General features: G+C 63.4%; 24 protein-coding genes and 1 pseudogene. 7 read left to right on the forward strand and 18 right to left on the reverse strand.

The window, feature by feature from the left end; genetic code table 11:
* Positions 1-9 precede the first annotated feature (9 nt).
* The 6 genes from I2I05_RS22540 to I2I05_RS22220 all read right to left on the reverse strand — a co-directional run bounded on the left by I2I05_RS22540 (position 10) and on the right by I2I05_RS22220 (position 3,440).
* A complete protein-coding gene (locus I2I05_RS22540) occupies positions 10-621 on the reverse strand; it encodes a DUF3875 domain-containing protein (RefSeq protein WP_230688455.1) in 612 nt (203 codons plus the stop codon).
* A gap of 27 nt (positions 622-648) precedes the next feature.
* On the reverse strand, positions 649-981 hold the full coding sequence (locus I2I05_RS20785; protein ID WP_196284191.1) for a DUF4133 domain-containing protein: 333 nt from the start codon (positions 979-981) through the stop codon (positions 649-651).
* Positions 982-991: 10 nt separating this feature from the next.
* On the reverse strand, positions 992-1,306 hold the full coding sequence (locus I2I05_RS20790; protein ID WP_196284192.1) for a DUF4134 domain-containing protein: 315 nt from the start codon (positions 1,304-1,306) through the stop codon (positions 992-994).
* A gap of 67 nt (positions 1,307-1,373) precedes the next feature.
* Positions 1,374-2,204: a hypothetical protein gene (locus tag I2I05_RS20795; RefSeq protein WP_196284193.1), complete on the reverse strand. Its 831-nt coding sequence runs from the start codon at positions 2,202-2,204 to the stop codon at positions 1,374-1,376.
* A 359-nt stretch (positions 2,205-2,563) separates the two neighbouring features.
* A complete protein-coding gene (locus tag I2I05_RS20800; RefSeq protein WP_196284194.1) occupies positions 2,564-2,998 on the reverse strand; it encodes a hypothetical protein in 435 nt (144 codons plus the stop codon).
* Between the two features lie 313 nt (positions 2,999-3,311).
* The gene (locus I2I05_RS22220) at positions 3,312-3,440 is read right to left on the reverse strand and encodes a hypothetical protein (RefSeq protein ID WP_262895190.1); all 129 of its coding nucleotides are present in this window, start codon (positions 3,438-3,440) and stop codon (positions 3,312-3,314) included.
* Between I2I05_RS22220 and I2I05_RS22490 the strand changes: the two genes are divergently transcribed.
* The 3 genes from I2I05_RS22490 (at position 3,403) to I2I05_RS20810 (ending at position 4,550) form a co-directional block, all read left to right on the forward strand.
* On the forward strand, positions 3,403-3,639 hold the full coding sequence (locus I2I05_RS22490) for a mechanosensitive ion channel domain-containing protein (protein WP_394368750.1): 237 nt from the start codon (positions 3,403-3,405) through the stop codon (positions 3,637-3,639). The two genes, I2I05_RS22220 and I2I05_RS22490, sit on opposite strands and share 38 nt — an antisense overlap.
* Complete coding sequence (locus tag I2I05_RS22225) at positions 3,540-4,079, forward strand: mechanosensitive ion channel family protein (protein WP_317192390.1); 540 nt, start codon at positions 3,540-3,542, stop codon at positions 4,077-4,079. The genes I2I05_RS22490 and I2I05_RS22225 overlap by 100 nt, the downstream gene beginning before the upstream one ends.
* Before the next feature lie 63 nt (positions 4,080-4,142).
* The gene (locus tag I2I05_RS20810) at positions 4,143-4,550 is read left to right on the forward strand and encodes a hypothetical protein (RefSeq protein WP_196284195.1); all 408 of its coding nucleotides are present in this window, start codon (positions 4,143-4,145) and stop codon (positions 4,548-4,550) included.
* A 34-nt stretch (positions 4,551-4,584) separates the two neighbouring features.
* Here the strand turns inward: I2I05_RS20810 and I2I05_RS20815 are convergent, their stop codons facing one another.
* Both I2I05_RS20815 and I2I05_RS20820 read right to left on the reverse strand, forming a co-directional pair.
* On the reverse strand, positions 4,585-5,910 hold the full coding sequence (locus tag I2I05_RS20815) for a DUF2254 domain-containing protein (RefSeq protein ID WP_196284196.1): 1,326 nt from the start codon (positions 5,908-5,910) through the stop codon (positions 4,585-4,587).
* 11 nt (positions 5,911-5,921) lie between these two features.
* Entirely contained in the window at positions 5,922-7,190 is a 1,269-nt protein-coding gene (locus I2I05_RS20820) for a cation:proton antiporter (protein WP_196284197.1), read from the reverse strand.
* A 147-nt stretch (positions 7,191-7,337) separates the two neighbouring features.
* Between I2I05_RS20820 and I2I05_RS20825 the strand changes: the two genes are divergently transcribed.
* The 3 genes from I2I05_RS20825 (at position 7,338) to I2I05_RS20835 (ending at position 10,326) form a co-directional block, all read left to right on the forward strand.
* Positions 7,338-8,537, forward strand: a complete 1,200-nt coding sequence (locus I2I05_RS20825) for a cation:proton antiporter domain-containing protein (RefSeq protein ID WP_196284198.1) — start codon at positions 7,338-7,340, stop codon at positions 8,535-8,537.
* A gap of 247 nt (positions 8,538-8,784) precedes the next feature.
* Positions 8,785-9,078 (forward strand): transposase, encoded by a 294-nt coding sequence (locus I2I05_RS20830; RefSeq protein ID WP_196284199.1) that lies wholly within the window; start codon positions 8,785-8,787, stop codon positions 9,076-9,078.
* Positions 9,079-9,099: 21 nt separating this feature from the next.
* Complete coding sequence (locus I2I05_RS20835; RefSeq protein ID WP_196284200.1) at positions 9,100-10,326, forward strand: transposase; 1,227 nt, start codon at positions 9,100-9,102, stop codon at positions 10,324-10,326.
* A gap of 232 nt (positions 10,327-10,558) precedes the next feature.
* On the opposite strand, the gene I2I05_RS22040 is transcribed toward I2I05_RS20835, so the two are convergent.
* The 8 genes and pseudogenes from I2I05_RS22040 to I2I05_RS20870 form a co-directional block, all read right to left on the reverse strand.
* The gene (locus I2I05_RS22040) at positions 10,559-12,847 is read right to left on the reverse strand and encodes a sensor histidine kinase (RefSeq protein ID WP_196284201.1); all 2,289 of its coding nucleotides are present in this window, start codon (positions 12,845-12,847) and stop codon (positions 10,559-10,561) included.
* Positions 12,848-13,130: 283 nt separating this feature from the next.
* Positions 13,131-14,207 (reverse strand): chemotaxis protein CheB, encoded by a 1,077-nt coding sequence (locus I2I05_RS20845; protein WP_196284202.1) that lies wholly within the window; start codon positions 14,205-14,207, stop codon positions 13,131-13,133.
* A gap of 269 nt (positions 14,208-14,476) precedes the next feature.
* Complete coding sequence (locus I2I05_RS20850; protein WP_196284203.1) at positions 14,477-15,595, reverse strand: Fic family protein; 1,119 nt, start codon at positions 15,593-15,595, stop codon at positions 14,477-14,479.
* Between the two features lie 55 nt (positions 15,596-15,650).
* Positions 15,651-16,265, reverse strand: a complete 615-nt coding sequence (locus I2I05_RS20855) for a recombinase family protein (protein WP_196284204.1) — start codon at positions 16,263-16,265, stop codon at positions 15,651-15,653.
* A gap of 153 nt (positions 16,266-16,418) precedes the next feature.
* A complete protein-coding gene (locus I2I05_RS22045) occupies positions 16,419-16,919 on the reverse strand; it encodes a hypothetical protein (protein WP_230688456.1) in 501 nt (166 codons plus the stop codon).
* Positions 16,920-17,015: 96 nt separating this feature from the next.
* Positions 17,016-17,207 (reverse strand): annotated as a pseudogene (locus I2I05_RS22495) (hypothetical protein); the annotation flags it as partial.
* Positions 17,208-17,327: 120 nt separating this feature from the next.
* A complete protein-coding gene (locus I2I05_RS20865; protein ID WP_196284206.1) occupies positions 17,328-18,020 on the reverse strand; it encodes a hypothetical protein in 693 nt (230 codons plus the stop codon).
* A gap of 125 nt (positions 18,021-18,145) precedes the next feature.
* Positions 18,146-18,610, reverse strand: coding sequence for a hypothetical protein (locus tag I2I05_RS20870; RefSeq protein WP_196284207.1), 465 nt, complete (start codon positions 18,608-18,610; stop codon positions 18,146-18,148).
* A 131-nt stretch (positions 18,611-18,741) separates the two neighbouring features.
* Here I2I05_RS20870 and I2I05_RS20875 point away from each other — a divergent pair, with 131 nt between their 5' ends.
* The gene (locus I2I05_RS20875; RefSeq protein ID WP_196284208.1) at positions 18,742-19,125 is read left to right on the forward strand and encodes a hypothetical protein; all 384 of its coding nucleotides are present in this window, start codon (positions 18,742-18,744) and stop codon (positions 19,123-19,125) included.
* 252 nt (positions 19,126-19,377) lie between these two features.
* On the opposite strand, the gene I2I05_RS20880 is transcribed toward I2I05_RS20875, so the two are convergent.
* Together I2I05_RS20880 and I2I05_RS20885 are read right to left on the reverse strand one after the other, a co-directional pair.
* Complete coding sequence (locus tag I2I05_RS20880; protein ID WP_196284209.1) at positions 19,378-19,776, reverse strand: Imm50 family immunity protein; 399 nt, start codon at positions 19,774-19,776, stop codon at positions 19,378-19,380.
* A 106-nt stretch (positions 19,777-19,882) separates the two neighbouring features.
* Entirely contained in the window at positions 19,883-20,233 is a 351-nt protein-coding gene (locus I2I05_RS20885) for a hypothetical protein (protein WP_196284210.1), read from the reverse strand.
* Positions 20,234-20,431: the final 198 nt, after the last annotated feature.

A 20,431-nucleotide genomic window follows, 5' to 3' on the forward strand; every position in this document is an offset into this window, starting at 1 on the left:
CTGCCGGGCCTAGTCGGAAAGGTCCAGGGCGAGGTACTTTTCCAGCAGGCCCGCCGCGAGCTCGGTGCCGGCCAGCTCATCGGACGTAAGCCGGTGGGATTTGATGTAGGGCGCGTTGGTGGGCCCCACCCCTTCCAGGGTGCGCACGAACTGCCCCACGTTGTCGAAAAAGCTCTCCAGCACCTTGGCGTCGAGCATTTCCCGGGGCACGATGTGACGCCGGGCCAGCAGCCCCGCCGTGCTGCCCCAGTCCGGGCGCTCGGAGGAGCACTTGGTAATGAACAGATAGCAGAAGTGGTTGAGGAAGGGCCGCTCGTTGAAATGACGCTCGTAGGCCGAGGAAAGCAGCGTGCGCTCGGCCTCAAAGCCCGGCGCGTACCCGTCCTCCACGTACCAGTCCTGCTTGTGCACCACGCAGTGGTCGGGCAGCAGGCGCACGGCTTTCACAAAAGCCGACTGCAGCTGGGCGTAGTCTTCCCGCGAAAGGGTAAAAATTTCGGGCAGCTCCAGCCGGAAAGCCACGGTCACGTCGGCATTCTTCGAGATGAGGCAATCCTTTTCCACCTTGTAGATGGGCTGCTTGGATTCCAGGGAAGCGGAGGGCAGAACCTTGTTGCTCATGGGCAGGGCAGGCACCCGGGCCGGCTACTACGCACGGCCGGACGGGTCCTCGTTAAGGCGTTGGAATAAGCGGCTGTGCCGGTTGGTGAGGTACTGGGGCGACGAGCGCCGGGCGGCAGCCTTCATCAGCCCGTGCTCGCCGTAGCGGCGGTTCAGGGCAAAGACCCCGGCCCACATGCCGCCCCCGGCGGCGAGGGTGAGCAGCGTGGTGACCAGCAGCGGCACGCCCGCCAGGTAGCAGGTCACGAACAGGGCAAACACCGAGGCAATGCCCGCTACCAGAAAGTAGATGTTGCTGCCCACCAGCCCCTTGAATTCGACGGGCTTGTTAATGCCCCGGTTCAGGTCGTAGATAGGCATGGCCGGCGGCTTAGAGGAAGAACGAGCGGACCACCGTGGCCACGATGACCAGGAATATCATGGAGCCAAACCACGACACCGCCGTTTTCTGGGTATCCTGGTCGCCGGAGTTCCACTTGCCGTAGACCTTGATGGCGCCGACCAGGCCAAGCACCGCGCCGATGGCGTACATGAGCTTGGTGAACGGGTCAAAGTAGCTGGTAACCTGCGTGGTGGCATCCTGAATGCCGGCCGTGCCGTTGCCAGCGCCCTGGGCGTAGACCAGCGGCGAGGCGAGCAGGAGCGTGAGCAAAACCAGGAAAGTGAAAAGAGGCTTCTTGTTCATAGCAAGCGGAAAGGAATTAGCGGAAAAGGGAAGCAGTCTAATGGATAAGGCAAGGCGACGTTGAGGACTACACCTCGTCGGCTGCGAACAGGGCCGCCAGCTCGGCGTTGTAGTGGTCCAGGTGCTGGGCCATTTGCTCGACCAGGCAAGAGCCCTGCAACGCGGCGGGCATGGGTGGGTCCTGCCCGGCCTGCAGCAGGGCGATGTATTCGCTGACCGACTCGGCGGCGACTAACTGCGCCGAGGGCTCGGCGGTGATGATGTCGAGCAGCGAGGCCACCGGCTCGTCGAACGTGGCCAGCGGCTCGTAGCCGCCCAGCAGTGGTGCCGCCGAGATGGACTCTGGTTCCGGGGAGATAACCGTCGGCGGCCATTCTTCTTCAATCGATTGCTGAGGCGCTGGCCCCTGAACCAGCCTTGCCAGCCGCTCATCTACTTGGTCGGCCGCCTCGGTCCGGGTTTCGTCCCGCACCTGGGCTTCGGGCTGAGCAGAATGTATAGCCTCCAGCTGCGCTGCCTCGTCGGTCCTCTCGTCATGGCCGGTCGCCGTGGCGGTGGAAGCGGGCAGGTCCCCTGCTACTACTGGCTTGGCCGCCGTGGGCAGGTTTTCCGCCGCGCCGTCCGTCGGGCTTTCGTTTTCAGCGGCGGAATCAGCGGCGGCGGCTTTTCCCCGGGTCGGTGCTGCCGGAGCGAAGGCAGAGGTGGGACGGACGAGGGCCGGGGGCGCCGCCCCGCCCACAGCCACTCCGGCCAGCTTGGGCTGAGTACCGCTCCCACCCTTGGTGAGCCGGGCCACAAGTTCATCGCGGTATAAGAGCAAACCAACCACCAGGTAGTAAAGCAGGACCAGTGCCCCGATAAACAGGCCAAACTGGCTCCAGGAGTAAGCGCTGAGCATAGAACGGGAAACAAGCGTGGCACCCCGGGTCGGTCGACCCGGGCGTGGACTTGCCAAACCGGGATTTGACGCTGCAAACCTATCGGGCCCCCCAACCCGATTGGTAGAAAGTTGACGAACGGTTGATATTGGGAGGTGAGGTGCACCCGTTCTACACGAGTGGTATCCTTAAAAAGCCTGCATTCGGCTACCAAGAAAACACGCGCTGATTTCAGCTTCCTGGTGAATCAATAGCTTATAAACCTCCTTGTTTCCGACCATGTCAAGCAGAATATAGCATTATTTAAATCACCGTTTGGCTAAACTCTAGCAGTCGCGGTTTACCGCTCAATAGATGCCCCACGAAGCCAGGCAAGGCATTAGGGTATCATGAGCCGCACTCGCCGGCAGGTGTCGGCGCGCAACTCAAAAACGACGACGGGTACGTCACGGTACGTCAGCTTGGCCCGCTCGAAGGCACTCTCCTGTTGAGCTGGAAGCCCCAGGGGCGGTGTGCTACACCCTGCGGCATAAAAATACCGCACCTCGGTGGGACTCCCCAGGGTAGTTATCACTTGCGGAGGGCCTAGGAAGCGCCGTAGAAACGAAACCGGTTTGCCGCGGAAAAAGGGTGCTTGTTCTCGCAACGACTCGTAGTGCTGGGCCCGGTAGCCCAAGCACCCGGTGCTGTCGCGCCGCCACTGAACGGCATTGAACGTGGGGTCTGGATAGGGCCGCGCAACGGGGTGGGAACGCTCGCACCCAGCACTGGCCAGCGCGAGGGACACCCATAGAAAGCGGCAGTGGCGTGGCATGTTTGGTGGCGTTTCTTATCCCAAGCAGGTTGCAGGTGATTGGAAGGGTTAGAGCAAATGAACGCTCCTTTCCCTAAACCATGCATGCAGCCCTGCGCCCAGCGGCAAAGTGCCCTCTGCAACACTGGTTGAGTTTACGAAACTCGTCTACGATTCAACGTTTACGAAACGCGCCGAGGGGATGAGTTTCGTAAACTCAACCAGTGTTGGTCGGGTTTGTGCTGCTGGCCCGCGGCGTGCGCGCCCTGGTGCGACGCGTGATGCGCAACAAGAAGGACAACCACAACCTATCGGCGCTGCTGAGCCGGCTGGCCTACGTGGCCACGCTCATTTTGGGAGTGCTGGTGACGGTGACCATCGTGTTGCCGGGCTTTACGCCGGCGAGCTTGGTCAGTGCGCTGGGCGTGGGCGGTATTGCTATCGGCTTCGCGTTAAAGGGCATCTCCCAGAACTTTATGGCCGGCATCCTGCTGCTCTTCACCGAGCCTTTCCGGATTGGCGACCAGATACCAGATATAAGTACAAGGATTTTGAGGGCACGGTGGAGGACATCCAGACCCGGGCCACAGCCATCAAAACCTACGACGGGCGCCGCGTCATCATCCCCAACGCCGAGCTGTTCACCAACGCCATCACCGTGAACACGGCCTACGACAAGCGCCGCCTGCAGTACGACGTGGGCATCGGCTACGGCGACGACATCGCCCGGGCCCGGGAGCTGATGCTCGAAGCCATGCGCGAAGTGGAGGGCGTGATACAGGCCCCTGCCCCCGAGGCGCTGGTGATGGACTTGGCCGAAAGCTCGGTCAACATCCGGGCGCGCTGGTGGGTGGACCCGCCCCGGCAGGCCGACGTGCTGGATGCGCAGGACAAGGTGCTCGAAGCCATCAAAAACAAGCTCTCGGCCAACGGCATCAACCTGCCCTTCCCTACCCGCCAGATTCTGTGGCTTGACCAAACCAAAGCTACCGACGGGAACCGCAAGCAACAGCGCGAAGGCTGGTCCGCCGGCCAAGGCGACGTGCCCCGGGCAGAAGTACCCGTCCCCCCTGCCGCGGAACAGCCGGAACATGCCGAATAGCCGGGTTTGCGGCGAAGCAGCGCCTTTACACGTAAGGGAGCTTTTTCGTCTTCTTTTATTCGCGTGCTTCCGACTCGTTTTTACTTTTCCAATGCCGTCGGCTCAGTCGATTTTGTGCCCCACGCCTACGTGTACCTGCACTGGTCGGGGGCCCCGCTGAGTAGTGGGGAGTTTCGGGCCCTGTACGTGCATGCCCGCAACCTCCTGCAGCGGCACGAACTGAAAGCCATTTTGGCCGACCATCAAGCCATGCCGTCGGCCCCCGACCCCGCTGACCAGCAGTGGTTGCTCACGCAGTGGCTGCCCGAAACGGTCGCCGCTACTTCCCTGGCGCGCTACGCGGCGCTGCCCACTGCAGACCCGACCCGGCGCCTGCACACCGAAACCGTGCTAGAGGGCCTGCGCCAGCGCCTGCAGGTAGCCGTCTTCAGCGACCTGGACCAAGCCGGGGCCTGGCTGCAAGAGGCCTAGTAGTCCCGCGCCGTAGCGGGGATTTGCTCAGTTGCTAGTCGTCCAAGCGCGGAAGCAGCTGCTCCAGCCGCTCGCGCACTTGCTCGCGCTCGTAGTCCGTGGCCAGGGTGCGCCGGGCGGCTTCGGCAATCAGGTCGGCTTGCTGGCGCAGGACCCGGCGGCGTTCCGGGGCGGGGGTGCGTTGCCCGATGGTGGCCAGGGCCGTGAGCAGACGCAGGTACACGGCCGCGTTGCCGTCGGCGCTGCCGCGTATCTGGTCAAAGGCGGTGGCCACGTATCCGGCAAACGTGGGACGCACGGCGATGACGCGGACCCGGTCCTGGTCGGCCCGCAAATTCTGCTCGAAGCGGCGGTCGGCCAACTGCGCGAGCAAGGCGCCCAGGTGGTCGATGCCGATGATGGCGGTAGTCGTGTCGTTGATGCCCGGCGAGAGGGCCTTGAGGGCGATGTCCACAATCTGGCGCAGGCCAAAGCCGGCGTCCTGCTCGATGGTGCGCTGGCTGCCCAGGCTGAAGCAGTCGGTCAGTTGCTTGGTCAGTTCCTCGGGCAGCGCGACGGGTGCTTGCTCGTACCGCGCCACGCTGACCAGGGCCGCGCCGCGGGCCACGAAGCCGCCGATGCCGCGCTCCAGGCGCACCACCCCCGCCAGCTGGCGGGCCAGGGCGAGCAGCGCTTCTTCGTCCAGGTTTTGCACGTAGCCCGTGGTCCGGGCCGGCACCGGCTGCCAGCGCAACTCGCCGGCCTGGCGCAGCAGGTCCTGCGCCTGCTGCGGACCGGCTTCCTCGCCCAGTTCTTCCGGAAACAGGCGCCCGATGGCCTTGTGGGTTTCCTCGGTGGCGTGGCGGATAATGGTAGACGCCTGAATGGCCGTGGCCATGTGGTGGATGAAGAATATCAGCACCCCGATGCTGACCAGGGCCAGCACCAGCCCCACGAACACGGCGAGGGACGGAATGAAGCCCCCTTCGTCGCCGCCGCGGATGGTGCGCAGCACTATCAGGCAGTACACAAAAATGCTGACGAAGAAGCCCAGGACCAGCTGGTTGGCCCGGTCGGCCATGAAGTTGCGCAGCACCCGCGAGGTGTACTGGCTCGACACCTGCGCCAGCGTGCTCAGCGTGAGGGAAAAGATGAGGGCGGCCACCGTGACCATGGAGCCGGCAATGGCCGTGAGCATGCCCCGGGCGCCGTCGGACCCGGCCCCAAACAGCAGCGGGTAGTCCGGCACCCAGTCGTGGCTCATGCCATCGTCCAGGAACACCAGGGCAAACGCCAGCCCGATGGCGGCGGCTACCATCAGGCTGGGCACGAACCACAGGCTGGCGTTGACGTTCTGCCACAGGGCGCGGAGTCGGTTCATGCTGCGTGGGGTCAATGGCCGGCTTGGTCGGGGGCCTCGCCGGTGCTCAGGCCTAGCGTCTTCACCAGTGGCCCGATGCTCAGGCCCTGCACGATGATGCTGAAAATAACCACCACGTAGGTGATGCCCACAATCAAGTCGCGGGGCATGGACTCGGGCAAGGACAAGGCCAGGGCCACGGAGATGCCGCCCCGCAGCCCGCCCCAGGTGAGCACCCGCAGGGTTTGCCGGTCGAAAGGATAAAAGCGCTTTAGCAGCACCAGCGGCAAACCCACCGACATCCAGCGGGCCACGAGCACCACCACGATGGCCACCAGTCCCACCAGCAGCGTGTTGCGGCTGATGTCGAGCACCATCATCTCCAGGCCGATGAGCACGAACAGAATGGCGTTGAGGATTTCGTCGAGCAACTCCCAGAACTTGTCGAGGTACTCCCGCGTCACGTCCGACATGCCCAGCTGCCGGCCTTTGTCGCCCACAATCAGGCCCGCCACCACCATGGCCAGCGGCCCCGAGGTGTGCAGACGCGTGGCCAGGGCCGTACCGCCCATCACCAGGGCCAGGGTAATCATGACTTCGACCTGGTAGTGGTCGATGCTGCGCAGGGCCCAATACCCGGCATACCCCAGGGCCGCACCCAGAGCAATGCCCCCCACGGCTTCCACCAAAAACAGCTGGCCAATCACGGTGGGCGTGGACTGCCCGGCCCCGAACTGGGCAATCTGGAACAAGCTCACGAACACCACCACGGCAATGCCGTCGTTGAACAGGGACTCGCCCACGATGCGGATTTCCAGGCGCTTGTCAATGTTTGCCGCTTTGAGAATGCCCAGCACGGCAATGGGGTCGGTGGGCGAAATCAGCGCCCCAAACAGCAGACAGTAAATGAAGTCGGTGGGCCGGCCAAACAACGGCAGCAGGTAATAGAACGCCGTGCCCACTAGGGCCGTGGACAGCAGCGTGCCGGCCGTGGCCATAGCGCCCACGGCCACGCCTTCCTTGCCCAGGGCCCGCACGTCGACGTGCAGGGCCCCGGCAAACAGCAGAAAGCTCAGCATCACCTGCATGAGTACGGCGTGGAAGTCGAGGCCCCGCACCAGCTGGCCGGCCGCCACCACCCAGGGCACCCCGAGCTTGCCCAAGCCGATGGCCAATAGCGACGAGACCAGGGCCAGCACCATGAGCCCGATGGCGCTGGGCAGCTTCAGAAAGCGGTGGTTGACGTAGCCGAAAACGGCCGCAATGACGATGAGTAGGGCCAGGGTGTTGTATACTTCCATTACCAAAGGTGTACGAGCCGAGGGCTATAGAGGCCGAAGCAGCGGGCTTTGTGCAGACCATAGCCTTTCCCTTTTGCAGAATCGTCGAGCCAGGAGCTGAGCAGTGCCGAGCTGGCCGGTAGTGGCCTACCTGCGTATGCGGGTACTATGGGTCCTTATATCATTCTCATTTTTCTGAGCGTGGCCGTCATCGTGTCGTACCTGTTCGACATTGCCGCCCGCGCCACCAAGATTCCGTCGGTGCTCATGCTGCTGCTCACCGGCATTGCCCTCAAGCAAGCGGCCGATTACAGCGGCTTCGTGGTGCGGATACCCCTGGTGACGCTGCAGCTGCTGGGCATCGTGGGCCTGATTCTGATAGTGCTAGAAGAGTCGCTCCACCTCAAGATTCAGCCCGGCAAGGGGCCCTTGATCCGGCGGGCGTTTGCCGCGGCCGCCCTGATGCTGGTGAGCCAGGCCTACGCCATTGCCTGGCTGCTGCAGTGGTACCTGGGAACGGGTGTGAGTTTCCAGACCTGTCTGCTGAATGCCGTGCCGCTGGCCGTGGTCAGCTCGGCGGTGGCCATTCCGAGCGTGGCCACGCTGGGCGGGGAAAAACAGGAGTTCATCGTGTACGAAAGCACGTTTTCCGACATTCTGGGCATCATGTTCTTCAACTTCGTGGCGCAGGACAACTTCGCGCAGGGCATGTCCGCCCTCACTTTTAGCCGGGACCTGGTGGCCGTCCTGGTGGTGTCGGCGCTGGCCACGGCCATCCTGGCGTTCTTGCTGAACCGCATCCGCCACCACGTCAAGTTCATTCTGATTCTGGCGTTTTTGGTGCTGATATACGCCCTGGCCAAGAAGCTGCACCTCTCCTCGCTGCTGGTGGTGCTCGTGTTCGGGGTCATCGTGCGCAACGCCGAGCTGTTCCTGCGCGGCCCGCTGCGGCGCTGGTTCAACCCGGGGCGCCTGCAGGACGAGCTGCACCAGCTGCAGAGCATCACGGGCGAGGGCGCGTTTCTGATTCGCACGTTTTTCTTTCTGCTGTTCGGCTTCTCGATTTCGCTCGTGGGCATCCTCCAGGGCCCCTTGCTGCTGCAGGGGGTGGGTATTGTGGCCGTGCTCACGCTGATTCGCTACGTCTACCTGCGCTACATCGCCCGCACAAGCTTGGTGCCGGAAGTATTCATCGCGCCCAAGGGACTAATTACCGTGCTGTTGTTCTACAGTATTCCGCCCCAGCACCTCATCGGCGAAGTCAGCGAAAACATCCTGTTTGTCGTGATTCTGCTCACCGGCATCCTCATGCTGATTGGCTTGCAGTTGACGGGCAATGAAGAGCAGCCAGCTATTGGAGAGTACTGATATTACCCAGCGCACTGGGCCGGCAATCCCGTACTTGCGCCTCTAAATGGAGTAATGGCCGCAAAGTTGGGCTGATACGGGAGACCTCTGCGTTCCTCAGTAAACGGCTGCCTGACTGGTCCTGCAGCAGGGCATCGATGCCTTGGTTTTGACAGTTTAGCCCCGCCCGTAGCACGTCCACTAGAAAGTGGCGGAGGTTTACGAAAACGGTCGTGGCTGTTGCAGAACCCGGGTTCGTAGAGGGAAGATGCAAGGCAAGAAGCTGTTTCTCGACCAAGAAGTGGTCCGCTTTCGGCTTTCCGAGCGGGTGCCGTCCCATAATCTGTACCGGCGGCTGGCCGAGCTGGTGGACTGGTCGTTTCTCTACGACGCGACCGGGGGCCTGTACAGCCACACCGGGCAGCCCTCGTTGGACCCGGTCGTGTTCTTCAAGCTGGTGCTCGTGGGCCGGCTGGAAAACCTGGTCAGCGACCGGCGGCTCATCGAGCACTGCGCCCTGCGCTTGGACATTCTCTACTTCCTGGGCTACGAAGTGGACTAGGAATTGCCTTGGCACTCGACCGTGAGCCGCACCCGTCAATTTTTCCCGGCTGCCGTCTTCGAGCGCCTGTTCGACCACGTCTTTGCCCAGTGCGTGGCCCGGGGCCTGGTCGCCGGCGACACGCAGGCCGTCGACTTGGCCCCGGTCAAGGCCAACGCGGCGCTGGAAGCCGTGCGCGAAAAACGGCCCGCCGGGGCCACCGGCCCCCACCTGGCCGGCTGCGACGCGCCCGCCCTGCCCGCTGCGGCGGTGCTGACGGCCCCGGCCCACCAGCTGCGCCAGCTGGCCACGGGGCAGCGCCGGCGGCAGGGCGCCCAGACCGGCGCGCTGGGCGCGCGGCACGAACAGGCGCGTTTGCTGAGCAATAAAACGCACTACAGCCCCACCGACCCCGACGCGCGCATCTCCGTCAAGCCCGGCAAAGCGCGGGCCCTGAACTACCTCTGCAGCCTGGCCGTCGACACGGCTCACGGCGTCATCCACCACGTGCAAGCCGACTTCGCCGACCAGCGCGACAGCCAGCACCTGCCCCGCCTGCTCACCGGCCTGCAGCGCCGGCTGCGTGCCCAGGAACTGCGCCTGCGCGAGCTGCTGGCCGATGCTGGCTACGCCAACGGCCCGAACTACGCCCGCCTCGAAGCCGCGCACCTCACGGCCTGGATTCCCGTATTTGGTCAATACAAAGCCGACCTCGAGGGCTTCGCCTACGACCGGGCCACCGATGCCTTTACCTGCCCCGAAGGCCAGCAGCTGCCCTTTCAGAAGTACGATACGAATCCGGACGGGGGCTGGCACAAAATCTACTGGGGCCCGTGCCGCACGTGCCAGCAGTGCCCGCGCAAACCGCTCTGTGCTCCGCGGGCCAAGCGCAAGCAACTCACCCGCACCCTCTACGACGCCGCGTACCGCCGGGCCTGGGAGCGGCAGCACACCCGGCGGGGGCAACGGAAACGCCGGGTCCGCCAGGGCACGGTCGAGCCCGTGTTTGGGAATCTCATTCACCACTACGGCCTGCGTCGGATGAACGTGCGCGGCCACGCCGGGGCCCACAAAACCATGCTGCTCACGGCCGTCGCCTACAACCTCAAAAAGCTGCTCCACCACCGCCCCCAGCGGCAGATAAGCCTGGCGGTGGCCCTGCCCCAGCCGTTGCGGGCCGCCGTTTGGCGCGGGGCGCGTCATAACGGCCGGACCTGGACGCCAACGCTTGTTCTTTTCCAGGAACAGTTAGGAAAGAACGCCACCTAGACCGAGTTCTGCAACAGCCACGGTCGTGGCTGTTGCAGAACTCGGTCTAGGTGGCGTCCGAAATCAGTGGTGATAGCGTCTTTCGGGAGCACATACGCTTCATAAACGGCCAATTGTGGCTCGTTTGGTGCAATCGCCTGGGGCCGTCAGTTCGGTCACGAGTTCTGCAACAGCCACGACCGTTTTCTTAAACGAAGCGACCATTTGGTCAAGCAACTCCGATGACCCGCGTCTACTGTTGGCCCAAGTAGACGCGAAAGGTGGCCCCCTCGCCCACGCGGCTGTCCACTTCGATGCGGCCGCCGGTGGCGTGTACTAGGCGGTTGACGAGGTAGAGGCCCACGCCGGTGCCCTCGACGTGGTCGTGGAAGCGGCGGAACAGTTGGAACAGCGCGGGGCCGTGGGCCGCGGCATCGAAGCCCAGGCCGTTGTCCTTCACCCACAACACCGGCTGGCCGGCGTCGAGCCAGAGCGAGACGTGGACCCGGCACGGACGGGTGGGGTCGGCGTACTTAAACGCGTTGCTGAGCAGGTTGAGCACGACGGTGCGCAGGCTGGCGCGCGGGTACGACACCACGGGCCGCGCCGCGAAGTCGACGGTGACGCGGGCACGGGCCGCGCGCAGCTGGGGTTCGAGCACCTGGAGCACGTCGGCCACCACTTCTTCCAGGTCCAAGGGCTCGGGCGGGGCCAGCGCCGCCTCCTGCATCTGCCCCAAGGCCGACAGGTCGTCGAGGGTGGCGGTGAGCTGGCGCAGGGTTTCCTCAATCAGGGGAATCAGCACGCCTTCTTCGGCCGGGTCGGTGAAGGTGACGCCGCGCCGCAACTCTTCGATGAGGCCGGCCAGGTTGAGCACGGGCAGCTTGAGGTCGTGGCTGGCCGCGTACACGAAGCTGTCGAGGTCGGCATTGGTGCGCGTCAGGTGGTGGTTGCTCTCGCACAGGGCCGCATTGGCCAGTTCGGTATCGACGTGGGCCACCCGCAGGGTGGCGTAGGCGGTGGCCAGCTCTTGCCCGAGCTGTTCGAGCACCTGCCGGGCCCGCACCTGCTCGCTCACGTCGGTGGCCACCACCGTAATGCCCGTAACAAGGCCCTCGGCGTCGGGCAAGGGCTGGTACACGAAGTTCCAGTACACGGTGTCGCGCTGCCCGTCCCGGTCGAGCGTGGAAGGCAGCTCCGTGGCCACGTACGGAACGCCCGTGGCCAGCACGCCGTCGAGCAATTCCTCGAAGCCCTGACCGGCCGCCTCCGGCAGGGCCTCAAAGAGCGGCTTGCCGAGTACCTGCTCGGCTTTGCGCCCCCAAATGGCGCACACGGCGGGGTTGGCCAGCTCGATGACGTAGCGCGGGCCCCGGAAAATGGCCACGGCCACCTGCTCGCGCACCCGCACCTGCTCGCTCACGTCAAAGGCGCACACGGCCACGCCCACCACGGCGCCCTGTTCGCGGAAGGCCTGGTAGGTAAAATCGAAGAATCGGGTGCGCGGGCCGTGCGGGCCCGCGTCGACCAAGGGCATTTCCTGGCCGTGGTGGGGCTGCCCGGTGGCGTAGACTTGTGTGAGCAGCGCAAGGAAGCCCTGCGCTTCGGTCTCCGGCAAGGCTTCGGCCAGCGGGCGGTCCAGCAGCGCGCGGCCGGGGTAAAGGGCCTGGTAGCTGTGGTTGACGTACTCCAGACGCAACTCGGGGCCGCGCAGCAAGCACACGGCGGCGGGCGTCTGGTCGAAGACGGCGGCGATGGTGGCGCGCTGCTGCTCGGTGGCGCGCAGGGCGGCTTGCAACTGGCCGGTGCGCTCCCCCACGCGGGTTTCCAGCTGCCGGTTGAGGTGGCGCAGGGCCTTCTGGCTGCGGTGCAGCTCGGCGGCGTGGGCCCGGATGTGAGCGTTGGCGGCTTTCAGGTCCGCGTTGGCCCGGGCCAGGTGCTGGTTGCTCTCCGTGAGTTGGCCGACGGTGGCGTCCAACTCCGCGTTGGTCACGGACAGCTCCTCGTTGCTGGTGGCCAGCGCTTCGTTGGCGACCGCCAGCTGCTGGGCGGTCACGGCGGGCTGGCTCCCGCGGGCTTCGGCCTGCAAGCGGGCCCGCACGTGGGCGCTCACGTTGTAGGCGAACAGCAGCAGGCCCGTGACCTCCCCCGTCAGCCGGTCGCGCTGGGACTGTGCAATGAAGGTGAAATGCACCGGCCCGCGCGGGTCGGGGCGGGTGGCGTCGTGGAAAAGCACCTCCCCGGGGCCGTGGCATACGGTGCCGGTGGCGTACACCCCGTCAAGCAAAGCAAAAAAAGGCTGGTCCCGTAGTTCCGGCAGCGCATCGCGCAGGGACAGGCCCGCCAAGGTCCGGTCGCCGAACAGCTGCCGGAACAGGGGGTTGCTCACCGTGACGACGTGCGTCGGCCCGGACAGGCTGGCCAAACAGGCCGGCGCGTCCTGCACCAGCGCCTGGAGCCGCTGGCGGTGCACGGCCGCGTCGGCGGAAGGCTGGGACAGGCCAGGGAAGAAAGGCTCGGGAATTGGCACGGAATCAGGCACGAAGCGGCGGGCAAATGGAATTCTCAGGAAGGTACGCGTTTGGCCAGCGGAAACCGCTCGGTTGGTGCGGGCACCAGCACCCGGGCAGCACAGGCAGTGGCCGGCACCCGGCTCCCGGCCAAACGCGCGGTTACCCGGGTTCCAGCGCCTGCAGCGGTGTAAGCACCGGGCGGATGGTTGGATGGCCGGGCCCGAACGGGGCGAGCAGCAGCCGTTTGCAGGGCGGGGGCGCCCGCCGGCTGCTCCGTTTCTGGCCCGGCCCCTCCGCTGGGTCACCGTTCATTTAAGCCGCCGGAGGCGGCAGCTTCTTTTTCTGAAACTGCAAGTCCCCGCTGAGGGCTTCCTGTTGGAGGATGGAGTGGTGCACGATGCGGGCCTGCTGGCCGCTTTCGGCGGCTTTGCGGAAAAAGAGCGCGGCCACCTCGGGCTGCCGGGCGTTGGCGAAGTGCTGGCCGAGGTGGTCGAGCAGCATTTTGGTTTCTTCCAGCCCCCGCATGGACTGGTAGAGCAGGCTTTCGACGGAGGCAGTGACTTCGCTGAGCAAGGAACTCACCGTGTAGGCGTGGCCGGTGTGGCAGCGGTAGCGAATCAGTTTGCCCTCAATGAGTTGGGTGAGGGCGCCGTGGCAATCCGGGCAGGTGAAGGGCGTCAGCAAGCCTTTGTCGATGATGCCCAGCTCGAAGCCGCCGCCCTGCTTGGCAATGGTCAGCTCAATCTGGAGCAAATCGAGCTGGGCGGCGGGCAGGCGCGGCTTTGCCGGCGCCCGCTCCGTGGTGAGGCGCACCAACAGGCCGCCGAGCTCGGCGAGGGGCACGAGGTGGTCGGGTGCCACGAATTCGAGCGCGTTGGAGGGCATGGCCGGTTGCTCGGCGTCGCGGGGGTCCTGCACGATGGTCAGCCCGCCCATGCGCTGCACGCTCCACAGGCCGGAGGTGCCGTCGTCGAGGTAGCCGGTGAGCACCACGCCGATGACGCGGGGCCCGAAGGTGTAGGCCGCCGAGCGGAACAGGGCGTCGATGGAGGGCCGGAAGCGGTTTTCTTTCGGGCCCCGCGCCACCAGCACCTGGTTGCCCTCGAGCAGCAGGTGGTGGTCGGGCGGGGCCACGTAAATCACGCCCGGCGCCACGGTTTCGCCGTGCTGCGGGTGCCGGGCTGGCAGGGCCGACACCGAGCTGAGCAGTTGGGGCAGGATGCTGGGCGAATCGGGCGCCACGTGCTGCACAATGAAGACGGGAGCGGGAAAGTCGGCCGGGAGGGTTCTGACCAGCGCCAGCAGGGCCGTGACGCCTCCGGAAGAGGCGCCGATGACGACAATGTCGCGGAGGTGACGCTTCGTCGTTGTGCTAGTAAGGGCGGCCATTGCGGATGTTACTGGGGAAAGTGAACCAGGCATGGGGAATACGCACAATGAGACCTTATGACTGAGTAACGCGTCGTCGCCGAAACACTCTTTTCACTAAACGAGCTTTCCAGATACACTACTCATGCGATGCCTGTGAGCCTATTGTGAGCCCATTGATTTGCCGCCAAATGCGTATTTAGATGCCCATATGCGGCTTTTGAAGGTCCCCGCACGGTTGCTGTGAGCCCATTGCGAGCCCTTTTCCGGTTGGCTAGGCAGCCGGGGACTTACCGGGCTTCTGGTTCGGGCGCCACGCGGTAGCTGGTGCTGCGCCCGCCGGCGCCTTCGTGCACCAGCACGCCTTTGGCCAGCAGGTCGGCGATGTCGCGGCCGGCCGTGTCCTGGGAGCAGTGGGCCATGCGCGCCCACTTCCCCGTGGTGAACTTGCCCTCGAAGCCGTCGAGCAGGCGGGTGAGCAACTGCCGCTGCCGGTTGGTGAACGCGGTCTGCCGGTGGCGCTCCCAGAAGCGGGCCTTGGCCAGCACCTGGCCCAGCGTCTGCTCGGCCGCCTGCAGCGCCCGGCCCAGGCAGCCCAGAAACCAGTCCAGCCAGGGCGTCACGTCCAGGGGGCCGCGCTGGCTGGTTTCGAGCAGGTCGTAATAGGCCTGGCGCTCGGCTTGAATCTGCGCCGACATGCTGTAGCAGCGCTGGCCCGTGCCGTCGGCGCGGGCCAGCTGCAAGTCGGCAATGGCCCGGGCGATGCGCCCGTTGCCGTCGTCGAAGGGGTGAATCGTCACGAACCAGAAATGGGCCAGGCCGGCTTTGAGCACGGGGTCCAGGCCCTGGTCGGCGTTGAACCAGGCCAGGAACTGCTCCATCTGCGCGTCGAGCTCCCCGGCGCCGGGCGCGTCGTAATGCACGCGCTCGCGGCCCAGGGGCCCGGACACCACCTGCATGGGGCCCGTGCGCCACGCCCCCACCTGCAAGGGGTACAGCCCGCTGTAGCCGGTGGGAAACAAGGCCGCGTGCCAGCCGAACAGGCGCGCGGCCGTTAGCGGCGCCGCGGCCTGCTGGGTGGCGTCGAGCAGCACGGCCACCACGCCCTCCACCCGGCGGTCCGCCGGGGGCAGCGCGGCCTGCTCCAGCCCCAGGCGCCACGCGATGGAGGAGCGCACCGAGGCCGGGGGCAGCAACTCGCCCTCAATTTCGCTGGACTTGAGCACGTCGAGCGTGAGCGTGCGCAGCGTGGCTTCGGCCCGCAGGTCCACGCCCAAGGCCTCCAACCGGCCCAGCAGGCGCCCTTGTTGGTGGCGCACCGTGCCCAGCAGCGCTTCCAGGGCCGCCGGGTCCCACGTGAAGGCCGGCCAGTCCGGGCGTTGATGGATATAAGGCGCTATTCTCCGCATAATCTGCGGTGAATATACCTGCTATTCGCCGCATGCCCCGGCCCCGGCGCTTTTTTCACGTTGCGGGGATGGCCACGGGACTGGGCAAGGGCTGGGCGTGCAGGGCCACGCCGCGGTGGTGCAGGTACTTGTAGAACGTGGCCTTGCAGATGCGTAAGCTGCGGGCCATGTCGTCGACGCTCAGCTCGCGGGCCTTGTAGAGCAGCTCGGCCGCGCGGGCCGTGCGCTGGCTTTCCTCGGACAACCCCGGTTTGCGCCCCCCGACGCGGCCCCGGGCGCGGGCGGCGGCCAGCCCGGCCAGGGTGCGCTCGCGGATAAGTTCGCGCTCGAACTCGGCCAGGGAGGCAAACAGGTTAAGCACCAGTCGGCCTTGCGCCGACGACGTGTTGATGGCGTCGGTCAGCGAGATCAACCCAATGTCGCGGCGCTGCAGGTCGGCCACCAGGTCGAGCAGGTGCTTCAAGGAGCGGCCCAGCCGGTCGAGCTTGTAGATGTAGACCGTATCGCCCGGACGCACCTGCAAGAGGAGCTTGTCGAGTTCGACCCGGGCGGCCAGCGCGCCGGAGGCTTTCTCCTGGTAGATGAGCTCGCAGCCGGCCTGGGTCAGGGCATCGAGTTGGAGTTCCAAGTTTTGATCGCGGGTGGAAACGCGGGCGTAGCCAATCTTCATGCGGAGGAGTTTACGAAACTCATCTCCTAACCGAGTTTCGTAAACTTTGATTGGTAGACGAGTTTTTTAAACTCGGCATAGGCATGGAATGGCTATTCCACGCGCTGGCGCAACTTGCGGGGTGTTTCGTTTAGCAGTTCAGGGAAAGGAGCGTTATTTTTTGCCACGATTTGGCGTTACCCAAAATGATTTGCTAATCGGGATGGTCTCAATTGTCCAGATGGTATCGCTTCCCTTGCGGGCCCAGTGGTTGTAGAGTTGAACCGTCACGGTATGCCGGCCCGGCATGGGGCGGCGGACGATGTACCGGGTGCGGGAATACGTGCCTTTGGTGCTGTCCACCCCGGTCCGTGGGCGTAGCACTTTTACGTTCACCACGTTGGAACGCCGGGCCCCCAGCACCGCCTCAAACGTATAATCTTGGCCTTCCGGCACCGTGTCGCGGTCTGCCAGAAAAAAGGGACGCGCATACGCTGCATCTATGTTCCCATCCGGACGCCAGAAGTGGAAGTCTACCCGGCGCCCCTTGCCGTCGTAGATAATCATTTGGTCGAGTTCGCCGTTGGGATGGTAGGAGCGCGACGTGTCCCGGTAAACGTTTCCGTACCGGGTCGACGAGTGCTTGAGTTGCCCGGTCGCGTAATAATGCTTCACAGGGCCGGATGTTTCGCCGTTTTTACAGAACTCGCTGGACTCCAAATGCCCGTCGGGGGAGAACCTTTTTATCAACCCCTCAATCCGGCCATTGCGATAAGGCAGAATTGCTCTGACCGCGCCATTTTGATAGAAGTACTTTGCCTCGCCATCCATTACCCCTTGCCCATTAAGGGGCGCCCGGTATTCAATTTCCCCGGTTGGAAAGTATCCTACTTTTTGGCGTGTACCACAAGCGGAAAGCAACCAGGCCGTTAGGCTAAATAGAAGCAAGGGGCGTACTCTCATCGATTGCGCTTACCGTTCCTGGATTGTGTTAAGTCCATCATGGCGCTGAGCAAAGTAAACCAACCCCAAAGGCAGTTCAGTCAAACGGTCCGAATCGCAAAACGAGCGATTTGCTGCCTTTTATAGCGATTTGTCAATCACCGAATAGGAATCCAAGTCAAGGCGTACCACCCGGTTGTTCTCCAAGGAATAATAATAGATGATGCCATTCACCGCGTAATCCACGCGAACGATGCGAATGGTTCGGAGTTTCTCCGTGGGCACCGTGACGTAGTACGCCCGCAGGAGCTCGGACAAGGTCGTGCCGATGTGCACGCCGTTGACCAAGACGATTTCCGGGTCCACCACGTGCCCGGAAACGACGGTGGCTCCCCATTCGGAATCGTCGTAAAACTTGACTGCGCTGTTGCGGAAGCGAAGCACCGTGTAGGGCAGGGTGTCCCCTTGGTAGTAAGACACGCCCGGGTGCACGGCCAAGAGGGGGTAACGCGTGGTCAGGGCCGCGGCCGTGGCGCCCTCGCCCAACGGATATTCTACCGCCCTGTCCGGCGTGACTGCCAGCAGGGTATCGGCTTTGAGATAGGCTTCGTACGCACTTTTACCCGGGGGGTGGGTGGCGAACTCGAACGTGTCGACGCGCTGGGCCGACGGACTTGTGGAAGATTCCCGTGGGTGTGGGGGCCGCGGCGCATCCCTCACCGGCGCCGGTTGCTCGGGCACGCCGGCTTGGTCGGGGCGGGCCCCGTCGGGTTGGCAGCTGGCCAGGGCGCCGATTCCCAGGAGCAGCAAGGTGGGCAAAGGGCGGGGGAACAAGGGCAGAAAGGGCTAGCAAGCAGGGAATGGGCACAAATCTAAGCGCGTGCGGGTCGCAGGGGCACCACCGATGGCAAATGGTGCAGCGGAAGTTCACCAAATCGGTAGTATGAGCAAGAGATGGTTTACTCGGCTCCGTAATCGTTGTTGAGGCAGCGCAGGCTTTTCACCGGCACCTCGACCAGGTGGCCCTGCGCATTCACGCCCCACGCCCGCAGCGGAAAGGGCAGATAGCGTTTCGGAGCGGCCGGCACGCCCTGATACAAGACGAAATACAGCTGGGGCTTGCCGGTGGCGGCCGCGCAATAGGTGATGTCGACTTCGCGCCGTGGTGCGGCGGTGGTCACGCGCACCGTGTCGACGATCGCAAAGCGGGCCCGCTCCGTGCGGGCGGTGAGGCGCTGTTCGAAGGCCAGCACCAGCTGGCCGTTGCGGCACTGCTGCTGCGTCTTGGCGTAGCAGGCGAGGGCGTTGCCGCTTTGCTCCAGCAGCGCGGAACGGCAAGCGAAATACCCCGGCAGCACGAGGCGCGGCGGGCGGCGGGCACCGAAACTGAGGAAGCAGAAGGGCAGCAGCAAGAGCACGCGCATGGGCCGGGGGCAAGGGGAAGCGCAAGGTAGGGAGCTTAAGGGTAGAGCCGTCAAACGCTCTTCCTAATGTTCAGCCAAACGGTGGCAAGGTAAACGCACTCCGTTTATTCAATGGAGCGTTACTTGGCATTATGAATATCATTGCCCTAGTAAGCGTAGCATTATTACCTATTTATAATACAGGTGGCGAGCCGAGTTTTCAGGTTGAGAGAAGCCGTAACTCCTTCTTTGTGAAAGTTGATAATCAAGAAAGACGTGCGTTTTTCATTATCAAACTCGAAGCGCAGATTGAGAATGAATGGGGGGAAGTGGACCGCGATATAACAAGGGCTTTCACGAGCGTCCCTGCGATTATACCCGTAAAGCCAGCACAATCATTAAGGTTTGTTTACCCCACCAGTGGTTCAAAAGCACGCAACTTCGTGCGAAATACCCACTACAGGTTCGCCTTCCATTATGGGTATAAAATCGACAAGATTGACAAGGTGAAGTATTCCACGGTATTTAAATACTAACATAATGCACTTTAGGACTACGCTACGCAAGGCTCTTGCATCCTATTTAGTGCTAGAATAGGCAATTGTGTTGGCGGGTGTCTGCCGTCGACGCGACTAGTTCAGCGAAAGGGTCGTACCGGTAGGCAGAACCGTTTGGTAGCCGCTTATAAGCGCTTCTAAACGTTTACCCGAACGCCTCTTGGTGCGCGGCACCGGTCAGGTAAACGGTCCAAAGCTAAACGCGCTTTGTTCCGTTGAAGGAGGGTCCTACTAACTATACCCGTTTAAATAGGCGTTTATAGAGGAAACATCAACGTATCGCGCATCGATTCGCAGTAACGCCGTGCCTTCTCCTTCAAACGTGACCCGGTACAGGGCACCAATCCGCTCAGACACAATATCCACTAAACGGAATTCGCCCAGCGTCGTGAGCGTGAGTGCAGTCACCTCTGTAAACTGAAACCCCAGGATGCAAGTGTTAAACCCCGCTGTCTGCCATTTAGCGGGGGGCTTGGCAGGAAAATTTGCTGGTTCTACCCCCACGCCCAAGGATGGGTAGGGGGCGTTATCGAAGTTAACCTTTCGTAGGGTGCCGCCGGGCCAAACCAGTTCCTCCGTTCCGTAAATACTGGTCACCATCTTGGAGGTATGTAGTAGCGTTTGCAACATAGACGTGCCTTTCGAATTTCAGAGGTGACAAAGATGAAATCACTGAGGTTTGCCGAATGTATTAGAAATTCAGTTTAGGAAAAGGGTACGAAAGCGAAACGTGCGTTTACTCTGATGAGGTAAAGAGGGTATCCGCCTTGACCGGCACCCACTGGTTCTGCTTTTTGAGGGCGTACCCTTCAATCCGCAGGCGGCCTAGGCTGCCGGACATCGAGAAGGAATAGGGAAGGGTGTCCTTCTCCAGGTCGTGGTTGTTGTAGCTGTATTCAAAATTCTCCGCGCCCTCCCCAATCCGCGCCACAACCCGCGGGTTTTCGGCCAGGTGCTCTTCCATGTCCACCAAAAAGGGCGGGGTGTCTTTCCGCATCCAGTACAGCCCGAACTTGGACAGCCCAAAGCACAAGAGCCAGAAGCCGCCACCATACAACAGCACTTTTTTAAGGAGGGGGGAGAGCATGTAGCCGGAAAACAAGTAATGCGAGAGAAAGCAAGCGCACAGGGCGCAGTCAAATTTACTCCCGCTTACGCCACGCAGTTCACTGAAACGGTGGTACCGTAAACGCGCTCCGTTCAAAAACAGGAGCCTATACGCCGTCGAAAATATCCATCAGGTTCATGACCTGCTCTGCCAAAGCGGGGTTGCGGCTCATTTTGA

Source organism: Hymenobacter jeongseonensis (assembly GCF_015694725.1).
In the GTDB taxonomy this organism is placed as follows: domain Bacteria; phylum Bacteroidota; class Bacteroidia; order Cytophagales; family Hymenobacteraceae; genus Hymenobacter; species Hymenobacter jeongseonensis.